Here is a 23482-nt window from a genome sequence, read left to right as displayed (position 1 = left end):
ACTTTCCCCTCAAAAGACCAAATCGACGCCCGCGGTCCAAATCGAATAGTCTCCGACTGAAGGCCGGGAGTCTTCACCGCTTACATACTGAAACTTCAACGCTGCATTAGGATGGAAATCGTATCTGACAGACAGGCCGACACCATCAAATTCTCGCATTGCCAGGTTATTTCGAATCGCAACCCCGGTCGCTCTCAAAGTTGGCTGATCTACGCCATTGAGGAAATCCAAGTCTTTGTTATCTTGCAAAAACCTTTCGTGATGTACTGTGACGATAACATTATCGACTACACGATAACCAATTGCGGTATACCAGACCTGATTAAATCCATCACTTGAGTCTTCAACTCCATAGTCGGCATATTCCACATCCAGAATGATGCGGTCGTAATCTATATGAAACCCGGTGTAACCATACAGGCCATTTTTGCCATCCCAAACAACCGCATCTTTAAACGCCTGAACCTGTTGCTCTGTTGCTCCCTGAGACTTAGCCAGTTCGATTGCTCCCTGAGCTCCTCCAAGGATCGCATTGGTGTCGACCGTACCGCCTTCTATTTCGACTATGAAAAAGCCACCGTACACGGTCCACCAGTCTTTGGATAATTCTAGCCTTACAGACAGTTCATCTTTAAAGCCAAAAGATTCGTCCTGCTGTGTTGCGGCCAGAAAGGTCGTACCGCGCCAGCTACCGTACAGTACTTTGGTCGACAATGCATAATCGCCAAAAATAAAGTTACTGTCTAAAGACACCCCTTCAATTGTGGTGAAATCAAATCCAATGTAGACCGCTTTGGGCAAACGACCAAAGTTGTGTGTATAGCCAACATTTTGGTACTCAGATTGGTAAAAGCTTGGATTGGCGAAGCGTCCCATGCTGATAGTATGCTGTGGGTTAATTTCGTAACTAACGTACGCCCACCTCGCTTCTGCGTCAAAATCGCCTTTACCTTCAGCGAGCAGCTGAACAGTCGCGCTGAGGCCACCGCCCAGATCCGCTCGTGCCTGAAGCGCAAACAGAGACTCGTCAGAAAACGAGATATCGCCATTCCCCTCAAGTGTCTCAAATGGTGACGTGCCCCCATCACTATCGGCGGCAGTCGCCCTGAGAGAAGCAAAGCCATTAAATACGACGTCGGCGTAGCTGGCGAAACTGCTCGTCACCAACGCGCCTCCAATTACCCACTTCAAAGCATAATTACAGTTCATAGTTAGTCCTACCCGTTAGTCTTTCAGTGCGCGCAGAGTTACATAACGCCTTTTAACCGTAGCGCAAGTTAATCCTTTTGCTAGCAAGGATATTTTAATTTCCTGATGCAGGTAATATCAGCTCTGGTCAGCCTCTCACGCTGTCGTCAACAGGACAACGTACAGGTTAACCATAACCTGTTCTCACAACATCCATGCGTCTGAGCGCCTCTTAACAGCAACGAATACTGAGATAAGCGGATTTAATATAGGTTTAAAGCCATTATATTTCATACAGTTAAAGACATATAACCACTTGTTCCTGAAGTCACATTGCACTGCTACAAAGTCACGAGGCTTGGGCAAGGTGTGTAAATTACAGTGCCGTACACACAGACCTATACAAGCCTCTGACAATACCTCTGACAATATAAGACAGGCTAGGTCATCCCTTTTTTATTTAATTTTTACAAACAATTGGCAAATTGGGCGTTTATGGCTAAGACTTGTTACTGTGTTGGACTCGCATCGCGCCTGTGCAGGTACAGGCAGTCATTCAGTTGATAGTTTGGTGTTTTAATACTGGGGAACTCGGTTATGCATTGGTTTAAAAACCTACCACTGTTTTACAAAATAAGTTTGATTGTTGCTCTGTCTGTCTCCGTATTCACTGCTAACCTGCTCATTAATTTCTTTGCCTTCCAGAACACTCAAAAAGAGCTTGTACTGCTAGAACGGCAAATTTACAAAACAGTTCAACTGTCCACAATTAACAGTGTTCTCATCCGTCGGGCAGATGAGCTGTTCAGTCAGGCGGTCTCGTTTGCTGACAACGACGTTATGAATCAGGCCTTGCAAACAGTGCAAGATCTGAAAGCAAACCTCGATGAGCTGCGCGTATTAGATGTTGAAAACAGTACACTGATAAAAAACCAGCTCGAAGTCATTGCCGAATACAAAACGCTGTCTGAACGGCTTGCACAAGGTATGATCAATGACACCATTGACTTCAGTACACTTCCAACGCTTGCGAAACAAAAATCAGACCTGTTTGAAAAAGCTGAAAACGGCCTGACAGCCTATCAAAAAAGCGTCGACGAATTATTTCAGAGCACCATAAGAAAGGCATACGAAAGTGGTAATGACGGATTGTGGCTGTCAATACAGTCAGGCGTGGTACTGACGATTCTGCTTGTGATTGTGGCACTGTCCGTTGCTCGCAATATCAGTTTCACAGCCAATGAACTACGTAGCTCATTAAGTGAACTGGCAGATGGACACGGTGATTTGAATCAGCGCATTGAAGTACTCGGTGACGATGAACTAGGTCGCACGGCGCTTAACTTCAATAAATTTATGGACACACTGACTACTGCTATTAATGGTGTTATGTCCGTCTCTCAACCACTCCTAGATACCTCAGAAAAGTTGGTACACAGCACTGAAAAAGTAAGAAGAGTGACAGATCAGCAATCAGCCCAGGCGGCGCAAACACAACAGTCGATTAATGAGCTGATTCAGTCCATCGACAGCATAAGCGACTCTGCATCTGCGGCGAACACCGCAGCGCATGAAACCGAGCAAGAAGCACATAATGGGCTTTCAGCGGTAACCGATACCATTGCTAACTCGAAAGAGCTGAACCAACAGATTGGCGAAGCAGCCGAGGCGGTCAATGATCTTGCAAAAGGCACCGGCAATGTCTCATCCATTTTGGATGTGATCAGTTCAATCGCAGAGCAAACCAATTTGCTTGCGCTCAATGCCGCAATCGAAGCTGCCCGAGCAGGTGAACAAGGCCGGGGCTTTGCTGTGGTGGCCGATGAAGTGCGTACGCTGGCCTCTCGCACAGGGGATGCGACGACAGAAATACGCACAATGCTCGACTCATTGCAAAATGCTGCTGAACGTAGCGTGAAAATGATGAGCCAGGCCGATGAACAGGCAAGCAGCAATGAATCCAGAGCACTAAAAGCCGGACAGGCATTAGAAGAGATCCAAAGTAAAATTGCCAACATTACGCTAATGAACAACCAAATTGCGTCGGCTACAGAACAACAGAGCTCTGTTGCTGCCCAGGTTGCCGATACGATTGAAAAGATGAATGAAGGACAGAAACAGGTTAACGCATCCTTTACTGACCTGGATGATGTTTCTCACAGACTACATCAGGCTTCAGATCGGTTAGTTTCCGCGACCAGCCAGTTCAAGCTATAAACTTAGCGAGTCAGATAGTGCTTTAGCCGGGCTATTCAGCCCGGCGCAATGCGTGTGGCCACGGCATCGTGCCCCCTAAACAAAACCCCAAATTGCGCTTATAATTTAATCAAAAAACCTTTCTTTTTCGAGTATATAACTATACTTAGCAGTGCCAACAACACGAGTTTAGCGGAGCTATCCATGAAACTAAAATATACTCTCTTGGTCACAGCGTTAGCATCAACCACACTTCACGCCGAAGTTAACATATCTGGGTTCGCCAGTATGACCGGTGGTCAGGTGTTAAGTGGTTCGGGTGTCCCTCAGTTCGGTCTTGAACCTACTTTTCTGGCTGACTATCCCATTGTGAGCGCTTATAAAGAGGACTTATCCTTTTCGCCAGAATCCCTGATCGGTTTGCAGATAAGCAGCGATCTGGGTGAAGGCTTGAGCGTCACAGGTCAAATTGTCGCCAGAGGTGCCAATGATTATGACGCAGAATTTGAATGGGCTTATGCCTCATACGAAATAAACGACAACTGGACATTTCAGGTCGGTAAGAAGCGTTTACCTTTGTTTTACTACTCTGATTTTTATGATGTCGGGTATGCGTATGTGTGGATGAGGGCCCCTGCCGACAACTATACCTGGCAGATATTTAATTATGAAGGTGCCAACCTGCTGTACAGCGGTGCAATCGGAGATTGGGGTATTTCTGCCAACGTGTACACAGGACGTGAGGACGACACAGAAAATAAACTATTGTCTGAATTCTTCTTCCAAACCCCTACCCGGGAGATTTGGGAAGATATTTTGGGCGGCGTGGTACAACTCAGCTATGACTGGCTCGAGTTACGAGTCACCCACATGCGCTATACCAACAAGCGTTTTCGTAATGGTGAACCTGAGCTTTGGAACGGCAAAGACAGCCGGGATGGCAAGTTTTATGGTCTCGCCGCCAACGCAGACTTTGGCAATGTCTTTATCTTATCTGAGTTTAACCGACTGGACCTTGATGGTGATTTAGATACCTACATGATCAGTGCTGGCTATCGCTTTGACACTATCACCCCATACATTATGTATTCCAATTTTGAACAAAAAGATGGAGACGACCCGGAAAAACATGATACTCGTGCCGTCGGGGTGAGATGGGATTTCCATCCTTCAGCAGCATTCAAAGTACAATACGACAAAGTCGAAGATGACTCGACTGCACTGGCAGTAGCTGGCGACAGTGAATCACTCACTTTCGGTGTTGATTTGGTTTTTTAGGGGAAATAACATGAGAAATTTAATATACGCAGTGCTATTGTCGTCAGCTTTTAACGCTTATGCTGGCGTATCCGTGATTGTTCACCCTAGCAACGGCAGTAGCTTTGATACCTCAACGATAAACCGTATTTTTACTGGCAAAGAGAAGTCTTTTTCCAATGGGAATAAAGCAATCCCGGTATCACAAGAACCCGGTAATCCGATCACTGACGAGTTTAACAGCAAGGCACTCAATAAGTCTTCTGCTCAGCTCAAAGCATATTGGTCTAAACTCATCTTTACTGGTAAAGGCACGCCACCCAAGGAAGTTTCTAATGACGCAGAAGTCATCAAAATGGTCTCAGCGAACCCAGATACAATTGGCTTTGTCTCTTCCGATTCGGTGACTGATGCTGTGAAAGTGGTACAACAGTTTTAGACGCTTTGACAATACTTGTAAATCAGTATTAAGCCGGTTCAGATAAACCGGCTTTTACACAGCAACTCCAGTATTAAGTTGCCCCCTTAGATTAACGCTTACATAAACAAACTTCATACTACGCCTGCCCTCAGCGTTGAATGATAGATACCCTCTTACTCATCAAATATAGCGAAGGACAAACTCTGACAAATCAGAGGTATGGCATTCGTAAGGATCAAATGGCACATATGCGCCTACATTATTCGTCCGGGACCTTAAAGGCGATCTCTTCAGTCTCTAACGAGAAAACTTTCCCATTATCCAATTCTATCGAAATGTAAAAACTCATGTTTCCTGGATACTCAGGCCCCGTATTCAACACCAGATTGCGATTAAAGCCTGCGTTCAAGGGCTCACCATCGCGACCATACTGTAAGAATTCATCAACCGTGAAAAATGTTTTCGTGTCGTTTTTATAAGAATAGTATTTGTTGAGTGCGTCATCATAAGTCACCGAAAACAACGCATTCAATTTGCTCCCAGAAGGATGTTCCTGACTAAAATCCATTGCCGAAGTGATGTCAATTGACACAATGTTTTCTTCTGTCTGAGGGGGCATAAGCGACAGAGCATAAGCCTTAGAAATCAATTGAAAAGGTTTAAATCTATCAAGGGATGTCAATTTGACCGACTCTGTTTGCGTGCTAAGGTGAAATACAACATCCCGATATGTGACAGACTCATTCATCTGATAAGGAGTATCTAGATTGTACTCAAGAGCATCTGCATCTTGCTCGGCCAGTCGATTATAAATGCTCACTTCAAATCCCTGAGTGACTATCTTAGTGCTTTTTACACTCGGTTTCGGTGGCTTCACAGGCCCTGTTATATCAGGCGTAGTCTCACTACTACCTGAACCACAGCCAAGCAAAATACCTGTAAGCATAAGTGTTACGAATGCGCGTGTCTTCACTATTACGTTTCCTTAAACAAATTCCAAATGGCATTTTATCTGGATATATAATAGTGACAACGAATTGCGTGTTATTTAATGTTACCTACTGTCTATGCAACAACAGATAAAGTGGGCCTGAAACATTAGAAACTCAGGCCCTTAACTTGATTACTTACACACCCCTATTACTTTCCACACTGCCCAGCGGCTTGAGTAATCAGCCGGAACTTGATTACGTGTCCACCATTTTGCCTGGTACAGTTTGCCGTTATGGCTCACCTGATCGCCAGCGGTATATACAGTGCCAGCAGACCAGCCACCAGTCCGGCAGCCTGGAGCCTTCGCTTTGATGCGAATTTGATGGGTGGCTGAACGTGTCTGCAAACCGCTCTTATCGCTGGCCACGGCATACAGCTCGTAGGTCCCTGCCTCGCTCAAAGTCGTCGACGCACTGAAAGGCTCTAGATTGCTGTTAGCAACTTGTTTGCCGTTTATGAAATATCGGACCTGAGCCAAATCACCATCTTTATCCGACGCTTGAACCTGAAGCGTAATGGGCTGTTCAGGAGCAAACTGACTACCATTTTTGGGGCTGGTTAAAACCACCTCAGGCGCATTTGCCTTATCCTGACTGGGTGTCACTTTAATAGCGCGTGTTACAACATGAGAGCGCGCACCGTCATCATCCACTGCAACCGCACTCAAGGTGTACTCGCCAGTTTGCTGAGCATTAAAATTAAACGCGTAAGGTGCTCGGGTAAGTTCGGTCAATAGCTGGCCATTCACGCTGATCAGCACCTCTTTCACTTCACCATCCTGGTCGGTAGCGCGTAATGCCACCGCTACCCGGCTACCTTCTGTGACTTCGAGGTTATTTGCAGGTGACAAGAAAGTCAGCTCAGGTGCCTGGTTTGGCTGTTCCTGAGTCAGGCCACACTCAACGCCGCGTTGCCATACACCCCAGGAACCCGAATTATGCGCAGGACTTTGACCGCGATTCCACCACTTAGCGGTGTATTCATAGCCATCAAAGGCGGCTTTATTGCCCTGCACATAGACCTGACTTTCCTGCCATTGGGGTGTCTGACATTGGCTCGGATCGATTAACGTAAACTGCACAGGCTCAGAGGTCACGCGCAAGCCTTCATTATCTTCCACTACGGCACTCAGTTGATACGTTCCGGTTTGATCGCTTTGCCAGCGCACCTCAAAAGGCGCCTCGGTTAATGTCTGATATTGCTCACCATTTACTATAAAGGTCACTTTAGCAACTTCACCATAGTCATCTTGCGCATCGGCACTGAAAGTCAGCGCTGAGCTAATCTTAAAACGTCCACCCTCATCCGGGCTCGTTATGGTGATTTCAGGGGCTTTATTTTCTGTACAGGCAAACACGCCGACCTGTTTAAATGCCGCGCCAACGTCCTTGATATCGTAACCCAGCTCTTCGGCCGCATCCGTTACACCGCAAGCCAGCGACTCAAAATTACCGTTGTACACCCAGTAGTGTTTATTTGCGTGCAACATCACCTCATAGGCTTTTTTTACGCCCCAGCCTGGTGTGGTAGACAGCAGATAAAAAGCTTTGTTGAATACCCCTGAGCTGTAATGAACGTCGAGCCCTATGGTGTAATCATCCGCATGACCAATAGACTTGCCGTCTTTGGTTGGCTCATCCATATATCGCAGCGCTTTGCGGTTTTTGAAAATGCTGGCACCAATTAACCAATCCACTTCACAATTGCCATCAGCGTCTTGATTCAGAAAGCACTCCAATGCCTCCGACGTCATATCTGAAAACGCCTCGTTCACCCCACCAGACATACTGCTGTACACCAGCTTTGAGTTTTGCGAAGTCACACCATGGGCAATTTCATGGGCGACCACGCCCAGTGATGTGAAAGGATATACGCCATAACGAGACAAGTTGCCATCACCAAACGTCACCTCTTTGCCATTCCAGAACGCGTTGAGATAATTTTCGCGGTAGTGCACCCGCATCACCAAATCGCCTTCCAGCGCGCGGCTGCTGTACCAGTCATCAAACATATCCAGCGTCGCTTTACCATAATACATTGCATCATTAAGGGGAGAATAGGCACCATTGACTGACTTATGCTGGTTCTCATGACAATCAAACACGAAGGTCTCGGTATTGCTGATGTCATGCTCCATATCGATCACACGAATGTCATCATGCGCCAGCGTACAGCGTCCATCGTCACGCTCTGTCGCATAAAACTTGGGCTTATCTTCTCCGTAATAGTGACGGCCGATTTTCTCATTGCCGCCGGGGCCCGTACCAATTTTTCCATGGGTCAGGGTCTCAACATGACTCAGGATTTCGGCACTGTGTGCATCAATGAAAAACTCCGGTCTGCTGGGGGCTTGCTCAGTCTCAGCAAAAAAAGTGATCATGTATGCCAATCTGAAGCTATTCTGGTACGGATAAACCACCAGTTCAACCTGCTCATCGTGCGTGAGTAACAGGTCCTGGATACTGGCCTTTGCGCTACTCAGCGCTTTTTCTTCATCAATTGACGCATCAATTGAAACTAACTTAGGAGCCGGTACCACTGAGCCACTGACTCCAGTGATATTCCCCTCAGGTGAAAACCACACACTAAACAGGTTTTGTGCATCATGGTGTGTGACAATTTCTCCACCGTGTACGCGGACCCCCTGATAATACTGGCTACGACGAAGGTGTTTGCCATCTTCGCTGCGGCTGTGGGTTTTAAATTCAAGGTCTGGCTGCGTGCCTGCCTGACGAGATTGGAAAAAACGCGTAGATTGCTGCAACTGCTCAATGAGCTGCGACTCAAGTTGCTGATTGCTATGGATACTCACTGGTGCTGTACTGGCTGTAGCACCAAACACGCTCATCGCGGCAAAAAAAGACGCTACGGGTGATAATTTGTACATGATTATACTCTTATTGTTCGTTGTTTTTATTTATCAGTTGGAAACGCATCCTTGCGCTAATAAGGATTATCCGTAAGAGCGAGTTAATTTATAGCTTGCGCCAAACACCGTTACTGCCAGGCGCCTGACCTCGGGTCCACCAGCGTGCCTGCCAGGTTTCTCCACCGTGTGTCACTTTGTCTCCGCCTGTATAAACCAGGTCACTGCGCCAGGCTCGCACTTTGCCGTCGTCTGGGATGATTTCCTGCCACACGCCCCCGTTGGAAGGTGTTGCTCCTCGTGTCCACCACCGAGCACGATATTCAACGCCTTTGTAAAACACCTTGTCACCGCCTACATACACTGTGTTAGCATCCCAGGTGGTTTTGCCATCGCCAGGTGTCGGATCGGGCGTTTCAGCCAGGTTTTTCACCGTGACGTTAAACTGACGCTGTACTTCATGAACACCATCGCTCACGGTCACAGTACCAGTCACAGTCTGTGTTTTATCCACTTCAGAGGCGGTCAGGGTGACAGATACGCCCTGGCCACTGATTGCATGACCAGGCACATTCCAACTATAACTCAGTGCTTTACCTTCCGGATCAGTAGCACTTACAGTCAGCGTTTTGCTGGACTTTTCATCCAGGCTAATACTCGCCACGTCACCAACGACGGGCGCTTTATTTTCAACCACAGGCGCTTTTACCAGCACTTTGACCTGTCGCTGCACCTGGTTTACCCCATCAGAAACCTGCAAAGTAACCGTAAACACTCCGTCCTGAGTGACATTCGGCGCCGTTACGATAACGCTGTCATGCTCACTTTGCAGATTCAGTTGAGCATCACCAGACCAGCGATAAGTCAGTGCTTTACCTTCGGGATCGCGCGCATCGACAGTCAGGATATAGATATCACCCGCCGCCAATGTCAGGTTTGTCGGCATAGTGACGACTGGTGCTTTGTTCACTGGCACCGGCTCTGTGACTTTCCCGGCAAGCCCTTCGTGCATCGCATTGAGAATATCACCGTTATCGGCATCAATTTCCCAGGCAAACAAGCCGCCCAGGTTATGTTCACGGACATATTGTCCCTTGGCTCTGACGGAACGCGGACTATCATAGGTAACCAGTTTTCCGGTCTGACGATTCCATACATAGGCAGCTTCGGCTGTGGTGTCATAACCCACTTCAAAGCCATTAATACCTAGCTCATCACTGCCTATCATGTGTGCTTTGAGCCCTTTATAGTCAATAACACCGGCCTCCCAGACGCCCTGTGACGTACTGCCACGCAACTTACCATTGGCTGGCGTGGTCATCGGGTTGTCGGCAATTTGAGCATTTTTCGGATAAACACCTTCCCAGCCACGTCCGTACATAGCGGCACCAACCACCAGTTTTTCACTGGGCACACCTTGCTTAAGTAATAACTGAATTGCATTGTCTAAAGTATAAGCGGGGCCTTTTCTTACCTCTCCTTGCTCATCTATACCAGTACCCTGACATTCATCTGAACTCAGGTGTGAACCACAGTAAATGCCCGTCTGATGGCCTGTTTCGTTGTTCCAGCCACCGTAAAAGTCATAGGTCATGGCAAAGATGTAATCCATGTACTGCGCAGCATCGCGATAATCAACATCTTCGATTTTGTCCCAACCGGTACCAATGGCTGATGTCAATTCATAGTCACGACCTGTCTGGGCTTCCAGCTCATCCAACATCACCCGGAGCTCTTTCATCAACAACACATAGGTTTCACCATCCGTGCTTGCACCTAAGTCTGGGTGGGCACCATCACCGCCCGGGAATTCCCAGTCTATGTCCACACCATCATAGAATTTCCATGTAGTCAGAAACTCGCGCATTGACCTGACAAAAGTGTCGCGGTTCGCTTTGTCCGTAAAGTCAAAGAAAGGATCGGATAAAGTCCAGCCACCTACCGAAGGTAAGATCTTCAGGTCCGGGTTACGCTGTTTAAGCGCCATTAATTGTGCATAAGTACCGCGGATTGGATCTTTACTGCTGATCCCTGGCAAGGCTTTTTGTACTGCAGCCCAGGGGTCATGGATCACCACTTCATAATCTTCAGAGCTGCCACAGGCCAGCTTTAACGCGCGCAAACTATTGCCATTTTCAATTTCTGCCAGCGAGTCATTCGGTCCACAAATAGGAATAAAACCATACAGAAGGTGAGTCAGATTATCCGCCGGGATCTGAGTCACATCAAAGTTACGACCGTATATACCCCACTCAACAAAATAGGCACCCACCACGGTATTGGGGTCGGTGTCATATTGCTTGTTATTTGGGTTAACGTTTAGCTTAAGCGGCTCCAGGTGCCCACCATCAGTATCTGCGATCACTATCGGCTTACTGGCAGAGGTGGCGCAACCGGACGCATCACACAGTGCGATGCGCAATTCATGACGGCCTGATTTATGATAAGGGAAACGGATCACCCCGCTGGTGGTGCCTTTCGCCAGCTGCCCTTCATTAACCACCTTGTCATCAAAGAACACTTTGTAGCTGTCTCCTCCTTTGCCCGACCAGGCATTCCATTCGATGGCGATATCGACTACTTCTTTGGCCTGGATCAGCTGTTTATAGGAGCCTCTGCCGTATATGTTTACATCAACAAACGAGTAATTTTGCGGTTTCCAGTTAATGCTCGGGGTTGATGGCGCAGCGACAGCTGTCGCTACAGATAAAGCTGACGCGACCGCAGCCGCACTGATCAAATAATTAAACATGTTTTTTCCTCACAAATTGTTATAGTTTTTTCCACACACTGTGCTTGCCGGGTTGCTGACCTCGGGTCCACCAACGGGCCTGATAGCGTTCCCCCTGATAGCGCACCACTGCACCACCCGCGTATGCGACCGAGGCTTGCCATTGGTCTTGCGGTTCAGAAGGTGACGCGATCCGCTCCCAGGCATGGCTGCTGTCTGGCCGCTGTCCGCGAACCCACCACTTGGCGCGGTATTGGCTACCGTTAAAACTGACAATGTCTCCGCCGGTATAAACCTTATCCGCCTGCCAGGCGTCACTATTGGGTGGTGTTGGTGTGTTGTCCTGGTTAGTCACGGCAATGACCACATTGACAGAGGTGCTTAGCTGTCCGTCAGAAACGGTAACCCTGCCACTGAACTGCGTGTCTTTATCAACCTGTGGAGCCTTGACTGTGATAGTCGAGCCAGTGCCGGAGTAACTGATCTGAGCCGGTAGCTGCCAGTCAAAATGCAGTGTGCTTTGCTGATCATCGAAAGCATGCACGTGCAAATGAGCGCTTTGCCCCTCCTGTACGGTCAGTATTGCTGGCGTGTGTACCGTAGGGGGTGTATTCGCAGGTTTAGCCACAATACTGAGGTTGAAGCTATGCGTCTGATCAGTGACAAAAACCTGATTACTCGCCAGGCTGGTTTCATCAAACTGAATGTTGCCATGCTCATCCTGCACGCCGATACGCAGCAGTGAAGCAAACGCCTCATTGAGCTGAGTCGCAAAATATGCAGGCCAGTTGGTGTGATGAGCCTCAGTAATAGTAAGCTTTTCCTGGATCAACTCTTTACCATTGCTGTCGAATACTCGCATCCAAACGGTATCACCAACATGCGCTTGCTGGCCCTGACGCAGATAGTACCCGGCGCTATGCCAGCTTTGCGGTGGCTGAGGTTCTGATCCCCTGACAATGATAATGTCACTACAGTTGTAAAAACCTTCTCCGACTACATCGTCCCGCTGCCAGCGGCTGTAAAGGATCGCATCCCCCGAAAAGCGCTCGGGAATAGCGACTTTCATTTCATAGTAACGTTTACCATCGGGTGCCATAAAAAAATCGATATTGCCATGGCTTTGCACCAGTTCAAGATCAACCCAGCTAAGTGCTTTGTTTTTAAAATCAACACCCGGCTTGGTCAGATAAAACTGCCAAAAACTGGGATTGTGTGGCGTTGTAGCCCGATAACGAATTTTAACTTGTCCCTGACTATCGACCGTCACTGGGGTTGTCTGCCAGTCTTTTGAAGGTAAACCCATGCCCGCTTTGTTTTTATCGCCGGCATGACACAAAGTGCCATCAGGAATATTCGCCTCAACCGCGCTTTGGTCGTTAAAATTTGCCGTATTGGCAGCGAATTCATGCTTTTGAATAAACTGTACATGACCGGAATTCAAAAATGCGGCACGGCAGGCAGCATTGGGGATCTTGGAGCCATCTTTTGGCCACCAGAATCCGCCCTGCTCCTGACAAATCGCCTGACGGGCCTTAGGAAAGTCCATATAACCATGTGCGAATGCCTGATTGGCAGCAGCCAAGCTCATCCCCACGGCGATAGCCGATAGGGTTTTATTATATTTCATAGGGTTATCTCCTGCGGTGGCAAGTATGCCACCGCCATTTATTGAGGATTACAGCGAACAAACCTGCTGCCAGGCGCCACCATTGGACGGCGTGGCATTGGTCCACCACTTGGCTTTGTAGACGTAACCGTTGTGGATCAGCATATCGCCACCGAGCGCATGGCTCGGTGTGCCGGCCCAGTTAGTACGCGGCCACTGTGGGTAATGATTGATATTACTCAGTTCAACCCCCTCGCAAAGCGTGCCGGATGGTGGGTTACCACCGGAAGTGTCATCCGATTTTTTCGCTACAGGCAACTGAGGATATTCGCTACTGAAGGCGTATTGTTTGCCACCTTTTTCAATGACAAAATTAACCGGCCCTGTGATCGGCATGTAGTACATAACCTGAGCATTCACGGTCTCGCCTGGTTTAAACGACTCCAGCTGACCGCCCCACTCGTTTTTCAGGGTAATTGAGAAGCGATGGAATGCGTTGTCAAAGCCTCCAATGTTGTTACCGCGTGCATTGCTGGCATCATGCTCTACTTTCATGCCCAGCTTTTTACGGGCATTCCAGTTAGACTTGAAGATCGCAGAGGTTGAGACTGGCACATTAAAGCTGATTGTCGCCCCGCTCAGGTCCAGCTCCGAGTGGTTGGTAAACTGGAATGTAGGTCTGATTGGGTAATTCTGATCGCCAACCGGGAAATCTTTGGCGTTAAAACGGATATCAACCGCTGACTCAGGCACAACAAATTCTGCATCACCCTGCACTGTCGCGTAGTCTGTGCCATTTTGATTGAAGGTGTTGTAGGCGAGACTGGTCATAGTCGAGCCCATGAAGTACTCACCTTTATCTGCATGGTAGTCAAAGTCGCCGGCCAGCTCCCAGAACATCACGCCACCCAGGCCTTTTTCAAGCACATAATCAAGCTTGGTCTGCATGGATTCTGTATCTTCCATCGACAGGAAGACTTTCTTTTGTGCGTTGTACAACCAGGGGGCGACAGCGATGTCATCGTAATGCCGCACATAGTCGCCTCGCAGCACATCATCCGGATCGGTAGCAGGTGTCAGGCCATAGTCACTCAGATAACTCGGATTAATACCATGTTGCAGGTTTTTTGCGTGCCATAAGGGGTTCGACCCGGCAGCGACTTCCTGGCCATTTTCTATGTCATGCCATAGGTTGTCGATGCCAATGGCACCATTACCACACTTGTTCTTCTCACCAATCCCTGTTCCCTTCGGACAGGCGTTTTGATCAGGCAATGGCGCACGACCCCAAAGACCATTTTCACCACCACGCACATCTTTAAATCCACGGGTGTAATAAGGAATACCTATGTTGATCCGCCCGGCTGGTAATACACCTCTGAAATAATTCACGGCCCAGTCTGTGTTGAGGTAGCCAATTCCACCAAACTCTTTGGTGCCATATACATTCCAGGTTTTCAGTTCAGTGTCTTTACCGGTGTCATACAAAGGCGCGTTGTGGCCAACATGGTCATTCCAGGCACCGTGCAGGTCGTAACTCATGATGTTCACAAAATCCAGATACAGTGCAGTCTGAAAAGTTTCCATGCCTCTTAACAGGTAACCTGAAGAAGGAGACGCTATGGTCAGCATGTAGTGCTTACCATCCTGCTCACCCGCTTTGTCCAGCGCTTCACGCAAAGACTTCATCAGCACCTGATATGACTTATTCAGGCCAGCACGGCGCTGGTTACTAATGTCAAAATCTTCAGGGTGGCCCGAGTCTTTCATTGACGACGGATATTCGTAGTCAATGTCCAGACCATCAAACCCGTACTGGCGTAAGAACGCCACAGAGCTGGCAACAAACGCTTGTATCCCATCATGATTCACACTGCCATCGGCATGGGTGGTCATAGTGTAAAACCCGCCACTGTTAACGCGCGTCCCGGTTTCATCGAAGTAACCGCCTGTTTCAGCCCAGCCACCCACAGAAATCATTGTTTTGACGTGTGGATACTGCTTTTTGTAGCGGTTTAACAAGTTGAAATGTCCGGTATAAGGCAGGCTTGGGTCCATTTCAGCACCCGCCTCGCCCGGCCAGGTCATATTGGTCGCAGCGTTGCCTTCAGCTTTAGGGTCACCAATACTCAGTTCGTTCTGACTGTTTACATGGGCAAAGGCATAGTTAATATGGGTGATCTTGTCCCAGGGGATGTCATTGACCAGATAGCTTGGCTGATTATTTTTACCATGCCGCCAGCTGGTAAAGTACCCAATCACGCGGCGTGGATGATCAGCTCCCATTTTCTCTCGGCCTTCGCTATCGTACACATCACAGTAAGCACTGGTTACGCCGGGTGTGCGATATAGTCCGGCAGGTAAACAGTCCAACTGACTGGCTTGATCATCACCTGACGCTTTCACAGTAAAAGTACGCGTTATTGTTTCCGACACCAGGCCGTGCTCGTCCGTTGCCTGCAAAGTAAACTCATGACGCCCGGCCGATGTGGCTGACCATTCGTAATGCGCTTGTGCAAGCTCAGTACGCATGATCTCTTGACCATTTAACGTTAGTACCTGAGTTAAGCGGTCATTTTCTTTATCATGAGTTCGCAGTGTAAGTCGGACCAGGTTACCCACCTCGAGTTCGCTGGGCAATTCAGCTGTGAGGCGTGAGACAGGTGCGGTATTTTTTTCTTCCGGCGGTAATGCTGCTACTTTAACAGTGCGCTTTGCCGATACTGACTTTGCGCCATCGTCATCAATTGCAACAGCATGGAAAACGTGATCCCCGACACGTGCCTTCCAGTTGAGCACGTATGGAGCCTCGTCCAGTACTTTAACCAAAGCATCATTGTGATACACAGAAACCTGTCTGACGATGCCATCACTGTCATGTGCACTGAAAACGAACTGAAGCTTTTCGCCTTCTTTTACTGTCATATCACTGCCAGGCAGTTCCATGTCAATCACAGGTGATTGATTAGGTTGCTCATCACCCAGACACTCTCCCAGTTTGCGCCACTCCTGCCATTGGCCAGAGCGAAGTTTAGGTGATGAACGGTTCCACCAATTTGCCCGGTAAGCTATGTTATCTTGTTGCACTTGCTGGCCAGATGTATATACCTGTCCGGCCTGCCACTGAGGTATCCCACTACAATCCACCGCCGCACTCGCGTGGTGTGCCATTAATGCCAGCGCTATTGCGCTGAGTTTAACAGCTGGCTTTTTTATGTTAACTAGTTGCATAAATGCATCCTCACTTGTTTTTATTTTTTACCTGACATCAATAGAACTTCATTACATCTCTATCCCAGATGCAGGCGGATGAAGTTTATCGAGACAAAAAAACATAACAAGTGACTAGGTAATAATAATAATCTAGTACATTTTTATTGTTTGAAACACATCAACATCAATACAAATTATCACTATATATATGATAACTAATAAGATTATTTATTTGTTGCATATTTATGAATGCCAAGGTATTTGGAAGGTTCCATAATGTATCAATACATTTACAATCAGCACTGGTAAGAACAGCCGTAAGGATGACTAAATTCTTATCATTAAGCACTTTATAATGAGTTAATGCAGTGTTTACTGCATAGTTCAATACGAAATATTTACAAAAATAAGGTGTTATCAAAGAATAAACATTGTTCAAAGCCTGCGCATAATACCAATTTGCTTATTTAAGAGTTCTATTTTGAAGAGAGAAAATAGAGTCAATAACACCACTCCCGCGTCCTGCTATCGCTAAGGCACCTACATCCATATAGGCGAGGCTAAAAATTTGTGAATCTATGTCTAAGGCATAAGGTTCTAAATGAGAAACTTTTAACGCCGTTAGCGTCATATTTGCTCCTTCAAATTGAACAGGTATTAAGTGAAATTGGTATAAGTGCAAGAAGTCACAAAAGTATCGAGTCAGACAGGCGTAGTCATCTGTTCGATAAGCCTGGGTAAGCAGGTCCAATTAAGGTGAAGGAAAGAGACTGTGTCAGCCAGGTTAAATCTGCATGACCTATGATGAGCGCATTTTTAAGCAAAAAAGACCGTCAAAGCAGTATCCGGGCGGGGAATATCCAGAAGCAGCTGTGACCAAAGAAGACGCGAGGCATACTAATGTATGCCTCGGATAGATTATTTCTGGCGTCTGCGACGTACCCACAGCAGAGGAAGTGCAAGTAAAGACAACCAGCTCAGAGAAGCAGACTGGCGCTCATACGTCTCTGTTTCCGGTGCAACACATTCACTGAGCTCTGTACTACCCGTTTTAGTCAGCACCACAGGCACCACAACTGATTCTGATGCCTCGTTGCCATCAGAGTCTTTATCTACATTCCCAAAAGAGTCCAGCTTTGTCACCGTTTTGGTTGCAACTGCATATATCGTATTGTCATCCGTTATACGGATCGCTTCAGATACAGTGTATGGGAAATCGTCACTCTTGCAAGGTAGTAGGTCATTGATATTAGTCAGCTTTTCGTCACCGATCTTATACATGAATGCTTCACTGCGAGAGTTAGAAACGTTTTTCTCAGTTTCGCCTTCACCAACCATATAACCGGCGTTGTTAATGTCTCTGACGAATGTGTCTGAGCCGCTGAAATAACTGGGGATCTCTACCAACTCTTTATCATTCATGTCGTAGTAAAACCCATTCACTTCAAATAAGGTGCCCTGGTTTTGTCTGCCTACGTATCCCGCAATCACATTGTTGTCATTGATATCCAGAGCATACCCTGTCTGATAAAAGTCATCATGCTCTCGTAAAGTGAAAAACTGACCATCCTGATAATAGCCTGGCTCTTCGAAAGCCTTAAGGCTATCGTCGATCCTGACTCTGGACTTACCTACAGCAATACCCGCTTTGTTAATAGCATACGCCGAACTGTAGAATGGATTGTCTTCATCGTCCTTACGCTCCAAACCAATACCCAGGTTTTTTGCTTCAATGACATTGAAGTCTTTATCCAGCGTCCATTGGTAAGCGCGCAGATCATAGACCCCCCGCCCCTGACGCCAGATACAAACCGCTTCAGGCTCGTCTTTATCATCACAATTGTCAGTGATCGTAGTTTGGCTGTTTTCAGGCAAACCTACTGATGCCTGACCGACCACCAGATAATTTCCCTCATCGGTCAGTGTAATATCTGTCGCGATACTGTAGCCACCATATTCAGTGAATTCAGGCTCTAAAGTTACTCGCTTACCACCCGGAGATATTACTATTGCGCGTGCATGCCAGTCGCGAACAAAATAGGTTTTTGCCTCGCTTTCACCCTCTGGCGTGAAAGTAATCTTTTTAAAAGGCGCAGAGCCCCAGCCAACCACAGTGCCATCAGCCGCTACAGCGGTCATCGAATTACTGACGGAACGTGTCAGACCCGCATAGTCGGGCGACTCTATATCGAATATATCAACCAGGTTAACACTGGTACCTGTGAATTCGAGCCCGGCGACTGAACTGATTTTTTGGAATTCAGCACTGGCACTTTGTGTACCAGATGATAAGTAACCCAGCATAAAGTTATGTGCTTCAGCGTCTGTTGAAAGCGCATCGCCATTTTCTATATCATCCAGAGTGAACGAAATAGTCTCATCTCTGTTTTCCAAAATTCTTTTGTATGAGTCGTAATAGCTAGTGATCGAGTTGTCTTGAAAGTCTATATAGCTAATGTCGACTGGCAAATTAAATAAACCTGTCACGCGGCCAATGGCGTCACCGCTTTCATTGACATCCGTGACATAGTGCATTTTGCCAATGTCGCTGGTTGGTAATTCAGTGAGTTTGTAGGTCGCGGCAATCGCTTGACCAGATAGGCCGAAAATAATGCTGGCGGCCATAAGTGAATATTTCATTTCAATCCTTACTACTGATTCTGTAATGCTTCTAATTCTTCCCAACGCTCAAACGCGGCTTCAAGCTTGGACTCAAGGTCAGCCAATTGGTTCAACGCGGTTTGGGTCGTTTCAGGATCTTGCTTAAAAAACTCCGGCGAATTCACCAGGTTTTGCTGCTCTTCCAGCTCGTTTTCCAGAGCCTCTACTTTACCCGGCAATGCTTCCAGTTCAAGCTTTAATTTGTAGCTTAATTTGCCTGATTTGTTTTTATTGGCAGGTTTTTTGTTATCGCTTGCTTGTTGTTTCTCTTTGTCGAGTTTTTCCAGCGCTTTTTTCTGTGCCTCCTGCTGCGATCGGTACGCTTCAAAATCACTAAAGCCACCTACGATCTCAGTCACCTTGCCATTACCTTCAAATGCCCAAACACTGTTACAGGTATTATCAATAAACTCCCTGTCGTGGCTGACAATCAGGATAGTCCCCTGATACTGATTGATGATCTCTTCAAGTAACTCAAGTGTTTCAATATCCAAGTCATTGGTCGGCTCATCCAGTACCAGAACATTCGAAGGTTTTAGAAACAACTTAGCCAGCAACAGACGGTTCTTTTCTCCCCCCGATAACGCCTTAACCGGGGTACGAGCGCGTGCAGGAGGAAACAAGAAGTCTTGCAGATAACCCAGTACATGCCGGCTACGACCACCCATTTGTACTTCTTGTTTCCCTTCGGCGACATTGTCCTGAACCGTTTTTTCCTCATCCAGTTTTTCCCGGTACTGGTCAAAATAGGCCACTTCAAGGTTGACGCCTTGCTTCACCTTACCTTTATCGGGAGAGATATCACCAAATAAAATTTTCAGTAACGTCGTTTTACCGACCCCGTTTGGACCAATTAAGCCAACCCGATCACCACGCATAACCAAGGTCGAGAATTCATCAACAATGCGCTTATCTTTAAAAGCATGACCAATGTGTTGCGCCTCAAAGACCAGTTTCCCTGAACGCTCCGCCGATTCAATGTTAAAGTCGGTCTTACCAACTTGTTCAACACGCTGCTTACGTTCAACCCGCAGTGCTTTTAGAGCTCTGACTCGTCCCTCGTTGCGGGTACGTCGTGCTTTTATCCCTTGACGGATCCAGGTCTCTTCTTCCGCTAGCTTTTTATCGAACAAGGCATTTTGTGCTTCCTCTACTTTGAGGTCGTGCGCCTTTTGCTCAAGATATTTGGCATAATCGCCCGGATAAGAGACCAGCTTTCCACGATCTAAGTCGAGTATCCGCGTTGCAACACCGCGAATAAATGCCCGGTCGTGCGAAATAAAAACAATGCCGCCTTTGAATTCTTTTAAAAACTGCTCAAGCCACTCAACACTACTCATGTCCAGGTGGTTGGTTGGTTCATCAAGCAGTAACAGATCTGGATCACTCACCAAAGCCTTAGCCAGAGCCACTTTGCGTAGCCAACCGCCTGATAACTTTTCGAGTTTCATATTAGCGGCCAGTTGCAACTGCGTCAGCACCAGCTTGATACGACTTTCGAAACGCCATGCATCCTGGGCTTCAATATCTGCGGACAAACGTTCGAGACGGCTCAATAAGCTACTAGAGTGATCAGTTTGCAACGCTTCGCTGACATTGTGATAATCAATCAACAGCTGGGCAATATTGGGAAGACCCCCAGCCACATAATCGAATACACTGCCCTGCGCTCCTTTTGGCGGGTCCTGTTCAAGGCGAGACACTTTAAGTCCCGAGACCTGGTTGATTTCACCATCGTCCAAGTGGACCTGGCCATCCAGAACTTTGAGTAGGGTTGACTTACCGGCACCGTTGCGCCCGACAATACAGACCCGTTCACCTGCTTCAATGACTGCATCTGCCTGATCTAACAGGGGATGAGTACCAAAAGCCAGTTGGGCCCGTGCAATTCTGATTAAATCCATCTTACTTTAACAACTCTTTTATATCTTGTTCTGTGAAGGGCCAAAACAAAGTTCTGGCGCTATCTGTTGACTTAAGTACGGGAATAGAAGTCTGGTATTCAGCCATCAGTTGCGGATCTTCCACAATGTCCTGATGCTGCACTGCATCGCTGGCAACACAACGTAACACCAATTCATAGGCTTGCTCGCACAGGTGACAGCCATCGGTATAAAACAGAGTGAGCTTAGCCATGAGTGATCAACCAACTATTATGAATTTGCTTGTTACGCTTAAAATCCGGCGACAAGGTCTGATCTGACACATTTTCGGCTTTCAGGCCGAGCCCCATCAAACCCACCTCATCCATTTTAAAACCCCGTTTGTTATTGGAGAATAACAAGGTACCGCCAGGACTGAGAATTTTTTTGACCCACTCAAGCAACTGAATATGATCGCGCTGGACATCAAAAACCTCTTTCATCCGCTTTGAATTCGAGAAAGTTGGCGGGTCAAGAAAGATAAGATCATATTGACCTTGCGCATGCTCAAGCCATTTCAGACAGTCTGCCTGTTCAAACCTAAACCGAGGATTACGCAGCTCATTTAAGGCAAAGTTTTCTTCTGCCCACTTCAGATAAGTCTTAGACATGTCCACTGTCGTCACCGCTTTTGCACCACCAAGTGCCGCATGAACCGAAGCGCTCCCTGTATAAGCAAACAAGTTAAGAACACGCTTGTTCTTAGCATTTTGCTGAATATATCGTCTTGCCAGACGATGATCTAAAAACAGCCCGGTGTCCAGATAATCAAACAAGTTTACTTTGAATTTAGCACCAAACTCTTCAACGACTTGCACTCGGTTTTGCTTACTGAGTGCATTATATTGTTCCTGACCTTTTTGCTTTTTACGGACTTTAACCGCAATGTTAGAAGGGTCAATATCCAAGGTTTCGGCGGTAAGCGTGATCACGTCTTGAAGACGCTTATTGGCAACCAGTTCATCAATTTCTTTAGGTGCTGCGTACTCAAATACGACGGCACTGTCACCATAGACATCGACTGCTACATTATATTCTGGAATATCGGCATCATAGACACGGTAGGCCTCGACTTGCTCTTTCTTGAGCCAGCTTTTCAAAGCTTGCTTGTTCTTTTTAACCCGATTTGCGAAGGCTCGAGACTGCTCGAAATGCAGTGCCCCTACTTGTTCATTTTGCGCTACCTGACGTTCATCCATATCATACAAATAGAGGGACACGTCGAGTGGACCATTTTTAAATTTGTAGCGCTTTTTAGACGACAACTTAAGTGTTTTAAACAGCGCTTCATCTGTGCCAAGTAATGCCAATGACCAATCTTTATAGTGCTTTTTAAAGCGCTCGCCCATCCCCCGGTACAGGTTAATCAGCTCAGCCATAGAACCCAGGCGCTCACCATAAGGCAAGTTACTTAATAACGTGCCTGGACGCTTAGCGACACAAGTCAGCTGGCTGGCATCTCCGTCGTTAAAGCGAATATATTGCTCAAGCCCGGCACGTTTAGCATTTCCTCTGGCTGTATCGAGCACCTGCGCATCAATGTCCTGACCGATGATCCATAAAGGTTTATCCAGCTGTGCCTGCTTCAATTCAGCTTTAAGCTCTTTAAATTTGGCATCACGAAAACCAGGCAAACGTTTGAAGGCAAAATCTTTATTCAGATTAGCTGGGACATTCAGGGCCATACTGGCCGCCTCAATCAATAACGTGCCGGAACCACAACACGGGTCAAATAATGGCTTAGAGGTATCACTCAGCCAGCCACTTCGTTTTACGAGAGCCGCTGCCAGGTTCTCCCGGATCGGTGCCCGACCTTGCTTGGTTCGGTACCCTCTGTCAGACAAGCGCGGGCCTGAATAGTCGATATATAATGCAATTTTCTGTTTATTGAGCTTGGCGATAACGCGCACATTGGCTTCTTGTTTATCAACAGACGGACGTTGCTCGTACAGATCCTGAAAATAATCCACAATGGCATCTTTGATGACTAGACCGGAAAACTGAGTGTTTTTTAGTTCCCGGTTAGTGCCATTGAATTCAACCGCAAACGTTTGCTTTGGACCAAACCACTCCTGCCAGCCCTGAAAACGCGCAAACTTGTACAAATCATCTTTATTGTTGATGTCTTCATGTTCATCAATCAGCATCATGACACGCGTGGCAAAACGCGTTGTCATACAGAATTTTTGAACAGCCAGGCTATCCGCAGTGAAGCGGACCGAACCAACACTTTGCTTGACGACTTCAAGTCCCTGAGACTGAAGTTCTTCAAGCAACAGGTTTTCAATTCCAATGGACGTTAAGGCGATAAACTGCAATGTAAATACTCAATAATTTCAATTGCAGCGAGTATAACACAGCAAGTGACAGACTGGGATATCAGAGTGGGTGTACGCGTTGGCGCATGATAAAAATGAGAAGCTGC

14 protein-coding genes are annotated in these 23482 nt (G+C 47.1%); 3 read left to right on the top strand and 11 right to left on the bottom strand.

Translation table 11 applies throughout. From position 1 onward, the window contains the following. Window positions 1-9 precede the first annotated feature (9 nt). The gene (locus CWC22_RS09175) at window positions 10-1209 is read right to left on the bottom strand and encodes a hypothetical protein (RefSeq protein WP_138536677.1); all 1200 of its coding nucleotides are present in this window, start codon (window positions 1207-1209) and stop codon (window positions 10-12) included. 576 nt (window positions 1210-1785) lie between these two features. On the opposite strand from CWC22_RS09175, the gene CWC22_RS09170 reads away from it, so the two are divergent. The 3 genes from CWC22_RS09170 to CWC22_RS09160 all read left to right on the top strand — a co-directional run bounded on the left by CWC22_RS09170 (window position 1786) and on the right by CWC22_RS09160 (window position 5080). Further along, window positions 1786-3405 carry a methyl-accepting chemotaxis protein gene (locus CWC22_RS09170; protein ID WP_010386097.1) on the top strand — a complete coding sequence of 540 codons (1620 nt, stop codon included), beginning with the start codon at window positions 1786-1788 and terminating at the stop codon, window positions 3403-3405. 183 nt (window positions 3406-3588) lie between these two features. Then, complete coding sequence (locus CWC22_RS09165; protein WP_125559315.1) at window positions 3589-4662, top strand: porin; 1074 nt, start codon at window positions 3589-3591, stop codon at window positions 4660-4662. Between the two features lie 10 nt (window positions 4663-4672). Further along, the gene (locus CWC22_RS09160) at window positions 4673-5080 is read left to right on the top strand and encodes a phosphate ABC transporter substrate-binding protein (protein ID WP_010386095.1); all 408 of its coding nucleotides are present in this window, start codon (window positions 4673-4675) and stop codon (window positions 5078-5080) included. A 241-nt stretch (window positions 5081-5321) separates the two neighbouring features. Here CWC22_RS09160 and CWC22_RS09155 read toward each other — a convergent pair whose 3' ends face one another. The 10 genes from CWC22_RS09155 to rlmKL all read right to left on the bottom strand — a co-directional run bounded on the left by CWC22_RS09155 (window position 5322) and on the right by rlmKL (window position 23375). Beyond that, the gene (locus CWC22_RS09155; protein WP_138536675.1) at window positions 5322-6035 is read right to left on the bottom strand and encodes a hypothetical protein; all 714 of its coding nucleotides are present in this window, start codon (window positions 6033-6035) and stop codon (window positions 5322-5324) included. 150 nt (window positions 6036-6185) lie between these two features. Beyond that, the gene (locus CWC22_RS09150) at window positions 6186-8942 is read right to left on the bottom strand and encodes an Ig-like domain-containing protein (protein ID WP_138536673.1); all 2757 of its coding nucleotides are present in this window, start codon (window positions 8940-8942) and stop codon (window positions 6186-6188) included. 88 nt (window positions 8943-9030) lie between these two features. After that, a complete protein-coding gene (locus CWC22_RS09145; RefSeq protein WP_138536671.1) occupies window positions 9031-11673 on the bottom strand; it encodes a glycosyl hydrolase family 18 protein in 2643 nt (880 codons plus the stop codon). Window positions 11674-11692: 19 nt separating this feature from the next. Then, a complete protein-coding gene (locus tag CWC22_RS09140; protein ID WP_138536669.1) occupies window positions 11693-13282 on the bottom strand; it encodes a lytic polysaccharide monooxygenase in 1590 nt (529 codons plus the stop codon). Between the two features lie 48 nt (window positions 13283-13330). Next, on the bottom strand, window positions 13331-16492 hold the full coding sequence (locus tag CWC22_RS09135) for a glycosyl hydrolase family 18 protein (protein WP_138536667.1): 3162 nt from the start codon (window positions 16490-16492) through the stop codon (window positions 13331-13333). A 445-nt stretch (window positions 16493-16937) separates the two neighbouring features. Next, on the bottom strand, window positions 16938-17105 hold the full coding sequence (locus CWC22_RS09130) for a hypothetical protein (RefSeq protein WP_171044995.1): 168 nt from the start codon (window positions 17103-17105) through the stop codon (window positions 16938-16940). A gap of 287 nt (window positions 17106-17392) precedes the next feature. Continuing rightward, window positions 17393-19114 (bottom strand): DUF3466 family protein, encoded by a 1722-nt coding sequence (locus CWC22_RS09125; protein ID WP_138536665.1) that lies wholly within the window; start codon window positions 19112-19114, stop codon window positions 17393-17395. An 11-nt stretch (window positions 19115-19125) separates the two neighbouring features. After that, entirely contained in the window at window positions 19126-21039 is a 1914-nt protein-coding gene (locus tag CWC22_RS09120) for an ABC transporter ATP-binding protein (RefSeq protein ID WP_138536664.1), read from the bottom strand. Between the two features lies 1 nt (window position 21040). Beyond that, window positions 21041-21271: a glutaredoxin family protein gene (locus tag CWC22_RS09115; RefSeq protein ID WP_010386060.1), complete on the bottom strand. Its 231-nt coding sequence runs from the start codon at window positions 21269-21271 to the stop codon at window positions 21041-21043. Next, complete coding sequence (gene rlmKL, locus CWC22_RS09110) at window positions 21264-23375, bottom strand: bifunctional 23S rRNA (guanine(2069)-N(7))-methyltransferase RlmK/23S rRNA (guanine(2445)-N(2))-methyltransferase RlmL (RefSeq protein ID WP_125559297.1); 2112 nt, start codon at window positions 23373-23375, stop codon at window positions 21264-21266. The genes CWC22_RS09115 and rlmKL overlap by 8 nt, the downstream gene beginning before the upstream one ends. Window positions 23376-23482 lie beyond the last annotated feature (107 nt).

It is taken from the genome of Pseudoalteromonas rubra (genome assembly GCF_005886805.2).
Taxonomy (GTDB): Bacteria; Pseudomonadota; Gammaproteobacteria; order Enterobacterales; family Alteromonadaceae; genus Pseudoalteromonas; species Pseudoalteromonas rubra_D.
Note: the sequence above shows the minus strand (reverse complement) of the source record. Positions and strands in the feature narration are given on the sequence as shown.